The 6,137-nt window shown below is 40.7% G+C and carries 6 protein-coding genes; all 6 read left to right on the top strand.

Annotation, left to right across the window (positions count from 1 at the left end; translation table 11 throughout):
• Positions 1 to 649: 649 nt before the first annotated feature.
• The 6 genes from JQM81_RS08305 (at position 650) to JQM81_RS08285 (ending at position 6,125) form a co-directional block, all read left to right on the top strand.
• The gene (locus JQM81_RS08305) at positions 650 to 2,008 is read left to right on the top strand and encodes a sodium:proton antiporter (RefSeq protein ID WP_235233048.1); all 1,359 of its coding nucleotides are present in this window, start codon (positions 650 to 652) and stop codon (positions 2,006 to 2,008) included.
• A gap of 14 nt (positions 2,009 to 2,022) precedes the next feature.
• The gene (locus JQM81_RS08300; protein WP_235233047.1) at positions 2,023 to 3,036 is read left to right on the top strand and encodes an AAA family ATPase; all 1,014 of its coding nucleotides are present in this window, start codon (positions 2,023 to 2,025) and stop codon (positions 3,034 to 3,036) included.
• 21 nt (positions 3,037 to 3,057) lie between these two features.
• Positions 3,058 to 3,192, top strand: coding sequence for a hypothetical protein (locus JQM81_RS13605; protein ID WP_268826494.1), 135 nt, complete (start codon positions 3,058 to 3,060; stop codon positions 3,190 to 3,192).
• Positions 3,193 to 3,401: 209 nt separating this feature from the next.
• On the top strand, positions 3,402 to 3,665 hold the full coding sequence (locus JQM81_RS08295; RefSeq protein ID WP_235233046.1) for a DUF6110 family protein: 264 nt from the start codon (positions 3,402 to 3,404) through the stop codon (positions 3,663 to 3,665).
• Positions 3,666 to 5,210, top strand: a complete 1,545-nt coding sequence (locus tag JQM81_RS08290; protein WP_235233045.1) for an HAD-IC family P-type ATPase — start codon at positions 3,666 to 3,668, stop codon at positions 5,208 to 5,210. It abuts the gene before it with no gap.
• Between the two features lie 198 nt (positions 5,211 to 5,408).
• Positions 5,409 to 6,125, top strand: a complete 717-nt coding sequence (locus tag JQM81_RS08285; RefSeq protein WP_235233044.1) for an ABC transporter ATP-binding protein — start codon at positions 5,409 to 5,411, stop codon at positions 6,123 to 6,125.
• Positions 6,126 to 6,137: the final 12 nt, after the last annotated feature.

The raw sequence follows: 6,137 nt of genomic DNA, 5'->3' as shown, positions 1-6,137 counted from the left end.
ACTTTATCATAGTAATTATCAACGATAGAAAGTCTAATGCGTCCGTGGGTGTTTGGTGTTTTTTTTAAGTACATAATTCAGCTCCTTCGATATAATACTTATTATATCACGAAACGTTATAAAACGCTATATATAAAAGTTAAAAATATAAAATAAAAAATGCTCGGAAGCCTTATTCTATAAAGCTTTCGAGCTATATCAGTTCATAACTAACTGCAAAAGTGTGGAACTACTGGGACACGATATATCCCAGCCGGGAGAATTCGAAAAAGTACTGGATTCAGGGCTCCTTATGAATTTTTGCCCGGTACTGGTGTCAGATATCATTGAGATTATAAAGGAAATATAATATCCACCAATATATATGAGAATCATAAGCTTTATTATTGTGAAATAGATACATAAGATACTTGACAAATAAAAATTATACGTGCTATATTCTAAAATATGCAAAAGTTTGGGGACAATAAATGCTGCTTATCTGCTGTCAGGCAGATAAGTGCATTTATTGTCTTTTATTTGCAAAAAAGAGTCCGTTAGAAAAATAACGATTAGATGTAGACAGAACAGAAGAAAGTGGTATAATGTTCTGCGGTAGATTTAAGTTGTTAATGAAAGAAGCAGAATGTGAATCAGGAGGGTGATATACATGGAAGGAATTACATCAGTTCCAATCTGGCTCTGCATACCTTTCGCAGGGCTGTTGCTCAGTATTGCAGTAATGCCATTGATAAAGCCGAATTGGTGGGAGAAGAACCAGCCATTAGTGGTGATTGCGTGGTCGCTTTTATTTATAATACCTTTTACAGTAACATACGGTGCTTTTGAATCGGCACAGACAGTGCTGGAGTGCGTAGTGAATGATTATCTGACGTTCATTATCTTATTATTTGGTCTGTTCTGTGTTGCGGGTAATATTACGGTAGAAGGAGAGTTCGCAGGATCTCCGCGTATTAATACAGGTCTTCTGGCAATTGGCACGCTTTTATCCAGTTTGATCGGAACGACTGGAGCCAGCATGCTGTTAGTTCGTCCTTTTATTAAAATGAATTCCTGGCGCAGGCGGAAAAGCCATATTATGATATTTTTTATTTTTCTGATATCCAATATGGGAGGTTGTCTGACCCCGATTGGAGATCCTCCGCTGTTAATGGGATTTATGCGTGGTGTTCCTTTTTCCTGGAGTTTGCACTTGTTTAAAATCTTAATCTTTAATATGATAATTTTATTGTTTGTATTTTATCATCTTGATATGAGAGCATATCGTAAGGATATTGCACGCGGGCTGAAACCGGATATCAGTAAACCAGGGACTAATTTTCATATAGATGGACTTCACAATCTGATCTTCGTGGCAATGATCGTGGGAGCTGTGATATTAAGTGGCGTGCTTCCGGGCTTGTCTGCGTTCCAGAATGCGGATGGAACGGAGAAAGGAATTCATATACTGGGAGAGGTGACACTTGGATTTCCTGCGCTGATCGAGATTGGGATTATTCTTCTCGCAGCATTTTTATCATTTAAAACGACAGATTCAAATATACGTATCAGAAACCATTTTACCTGGGGTGCGATTAAGGAAGTAGCAGTGCTGTTTATCGGTATTTTTATTACGATGCAGCCGGCACTTATGATACTGAAAGCAAAGGGAGCTGACCTGGGACTTACAGAGCCGATGCAGATGTTCTGGGCAACGGGAGCACTGTCAAGTTTTCTGGATAATACACCAACATATCTGGTATTTTTGACCACGGCAGGGGCATTGGGATACCAGAATGGTATCTTAACTTCTGTGGGAACTGTGCCGGTCAGAATGTTGACAGCTATTTCCTGTGGTGCGGTATTTATGGGAGCCAATACTTATATCGGAAATGCACCGAACTTTATGGTCAAGTCTATTTCGGATGAAAATGGTATCCGAATGCCGTCGTTCTTTGGTTACATGTTGTGGTCAATTGCGTATCTGGTACCGGTATTTCTTTTGGATACCTTGATATTCTTTTGGTAGGGAGGAGAAGAAAAATGCAGGATAATCGAAAAAAATGTATAGAACTTGCGGAACGTATCTACGATCTGGATATTGAAGTGTATGAATGCGTGGGATCTTCTCTGGGACGAACATTTACCGGAGACAGACGTACTTGTGTAGAGAATCTGGCAAACTTAATGAGCACCAGACCGCAGGGTCATCTTCTTAGAAGTGAACTGGCATTGATCAGTAATATGGCCCGCACAATCCGCAATCCTCAGGATAAATCACGTGTCATGAAAAAATATGACGACATCTTAAAGGAAGTAGAGAGTCTTCCGACCAGTTTCGGACAGGGAGAGATTGTGGATCAGAATCGTGCGAAACTCAATACGTCCAATCTGCGGCAGAAGTTTTCAAAAGACGATCATCTGATCATCTGTATCGGACGAAGCCAGGGAAGTGCGGGAAATGATATCGGGTTTGCACTGGCCGATGCGCTGCGGATTAACTATTATGATGTGGAGATATTTACAGAAGTACTTCGAAGACTGGAAGTAGAAAAAGATTCCATCCGAGATGTGGCAGATCTTGGAACAGAAATTATACAGAACAAATATCAGCGAGGTTTTAATTCTGTCAAGGGATGGAGAAATAAGATCCGAGAATTCGACCGATATCATGGCCTTACGAAAGAGGATGCTATTTTCTTCAATCAGAGTGATCTGTTATGTAAGATGGCAAAGGAAGAAGATTTTATCGTGATGGGAAGGTGTGCGGATGTGATCCTTGCGAATAACCATATTCCACATATCAGTATATTTATTACTGCACCATTTGAACAGAGAGTTCACCGCATCATGGAAGTAAATAATCTGGATTATAAAAGGGCAAGACGTCTGTTGGAGAAACAGGATCGCAGGCACGAGAAATACTATCACTATTATACCGGACTCAAGTGGGGGGATGCGATGAACTATGATATCTGCTTTAACAGTGCAAGTTATGGAATTGAAGAATCGGTAGATATCATTGAACGTATGTTGAACCAGAATATGAATCATTAAGGGATTTAGGAGAATGGACTTATGAAGGAGTATAAGAGAATTCCAATGGAAGCATTTTTGAAAGAAGCCCATGAGAAAGATTATATCGCGCTGTTGAAAGAAAATGGGCTTTCTAATCAGACGATAGAAACAATTAGAAAGAAAATCCTGCAGTAATTGATAAAATAATTCAATAAGGCTTTTCGGTTTTGACTATGACTCCACGAAAGAGTATGATAAAAGGAAACTTCAGATAAAACGAGGTGATCTTTTTGAAGCAGCATAAGTTTTGGGCATGGGCCATGGTGTTCTGTCTTGGTATGTTATTTTATACTGGAAAGAAACACAAATAACTGAGCACAATACAAAAGAATGGAGGATGAGTCATGGATATTTTTAAATTAAAGAATCTTGGTATTTTTGCAGGCGGGGTGCTGTTTGGAACAGCAGGAGTGAAAGTGCTTTCCAGCAGAGATGCCAAAAAAGTATATACAAGCTGTACTGCAGCAGTCCTTCGTGCAAAAGACTGTGTGATGAAGACAGTTGATACAGTTCAGGAGAATGCAGAGGATATACTGGCAGAGGCAAAGCAGATTAATGAGAAACGTGATAATGAAGCAGAAGCCTGTGTACAGGCAGAGGCAGAATAAGTGAGATTTATAATTAAGCATGAGATTCCAGGAAGAATCCGTATTCATGTAGATCAAAAGCGTATGTCCTGTACAGAGGCAGATACGCTTTTGTATTATCTGAATACGCTGGAATGCGTCACGCAGGCAAAGGTATATGAACGGACGGCCGATGCCTGCGTTTGCTTTACCGGAGAAAAAGGAGCTGTGATTCAGGCAATTAGAAAATTCCGGTATGAGTCTGTGGAAGTTCCGGAGACGGTGCCCGCTAATTCTGGAAGAAAATTGAATCGCACATACAAGGAAAGACTGATCAGTAAAGTGGCTTTACATTATGCAGGTAAAATGCTTCTTCCATATCCGGTGCGGGCAGTCTGGACAACAGCCAGATTTCTGCATTATCTGAAAGAAGGCATAAAGAGCCTTGCCAAAAGAAAGTTAGAGGTCTCCGTGTTGGATGCTACGGCAATCGGAGTATCCATCTTACGCGGTAATATGGATACGGCCAGTTCGGTTATGTTTCTTTTAGGAGTTGGAGAGACACTGGAAGAATGGACCCATAAAAAGTCAGTAAGTGACCTGGCGCGCAGTATGTCGCTGAATGTATCGAAGGTATGGGTTAAGAGTGGAGAACAGGAGATTTTGATTGATTCACGCCAGGTCAAAGAGGAAGATCAGGTTATTGTCCATATGGGAAACATCATTCCTTTTGATGGTCTTGTGACAGAAGGAGAGGGAATGGTAAATCAGTCCTCCCTTACGGGAGAGCCGCTCCCAGTACATCGTGAAAAGGGCGGATATGTCTATGCCGGCAGTGTACTGGAAGAAGGGGAGATTACCTTTATGGTCAGGAAAGCTTCGGGGTCATCACGGTATGAAAAGATTGTAACAATGATTGAGGAATCAGAGAAGCTGAAATCATCTGTGGAAGGGAAAGCAGAGAAACTGGCAGACAGGCTGGTACCAGTTACTCTGGCTGGAACGATTGCTGCCTGGTTTCTGACGAGAAATGTTACCAAAGCGTTATCTGTTCTGATGGTGGACTTTTCCTGTGCCTTAAAGCTTGCAATGCCGATTACAGTGCTGTCAGCAATCCGACAGGCCGGCGATCATGATATTACGGTAAAAGGCGGTAAATACTTGGAAGCTGTTGCCGAGGCACAGACCATTGTATTTGATAAGGCAGGTTTTGTAGAACGCGAAAAAGCATCCGGCAGGAAGGTGCTTATGGTAGGAGATGGCGTGAATGATTCTCCGGCATTGTCTGCAGCAGATGTAGGAATTGCGATCAGCGATGGTGCAGAACTTGCCAGAGATATTGCTGACATAACCATTTCGGCAGATGATCTTTATCAGATTGTGAGATTAAAAAGATTGAGCAATGCATTGATGAAAAGAATCCAGAGGAATTATCGTAAGATTGTGGGAATTAACACAGTGCTAATTCTAATGGGGATTGGTGGGGTAATGCAGCCAACAGTAGCAGCGATGCTTCATAATATTTCCACTTTGACAATCAGTTTGCAGAGTATGCAGAATTTATTAATAGAAGAAAGAAAAGAGTAATAAACAAAAAAGGCGGTTTGATCAAATCGCCTTTTTTATTTGTTAACGAGAAATTTTTTTGATAAACCAGGTGTATGTTGACAATAAAGATGCAGTTAAAATATACTAATTGTGATTAAATACAACTAACAAGAGGAATGAAAGGATATATTTTGAAATAACAAAATAAGAAAAGCGAAGACTGAGAAGGGAAAAGTTATGTCAGAGGAAGAAAGAAATTTTTTAGAAATTGTAGATTTGAAAAAAGGATTTGGAAGCGGGGATACTCGTCAGGAGGTCCTGTGTGGGATGAATTTTTCGGTTGCAAAAGGAGAGTTCTGTGTTTTGCTGGGGCCTTCCGGTTCAGGGAAATCCACGCTTCTTAATATTATTGGAGGAATCGACAGTGCTGATTCCGGATATATTTCCATTCACGGTGATAAATTGGAAGATATGGCTGAAAAGGATTTGACACAGTACCGCAGGAAGCATCTGGGGTATGTGTTCCAGATGTATAACCTGATCAGCAATCTGAACGTAAAAGAAAATATCGAAGTGGGTGCATATCTGTCGGACCATCCGCTTGATATTGATGATCTGTTACATACTCTGGGACTTTATGAACACCGTCATAAGCTCCCGAACCAGCTTTCCGGCGGACAGCAGCAGAGGGTTTCGATTGGACGGGCCATTGTGAAAAATCCGGACATCCTGCTTTGTGATGAGCCCACCGGAGCATTGGACTATAGTACTTCCAAGGAAATCCTGAAGCTGATCGAGGATATTAATCAAAAATATAAAAATACGATTATCATAGTTACGCATAATGAAGCTATTAAAAACATGGCAGATCATGTGATTAAACTAAGGGATGGAAAAGTGCGTCATAATGAAAAAAATACAAACAAAATTTCAGCAGTAGATCTTGAATGGTAAGGAGCGTGGCAG

The organism is Faecalicatena contorta, from assembly GCF_021531895.1.
In the GTDB taxonomy this organism is placed as follows: domain Bacteria; phylum Bacillota; class Clostridia; order Lachnospirales; family Lachnospiraceae; genus JAFBIX01.
The sequence above is the reverse complement of the archived record's forward strand: the minus strand, read 5'-3'. Positions and strand labels throughout refer to the sequence as shown.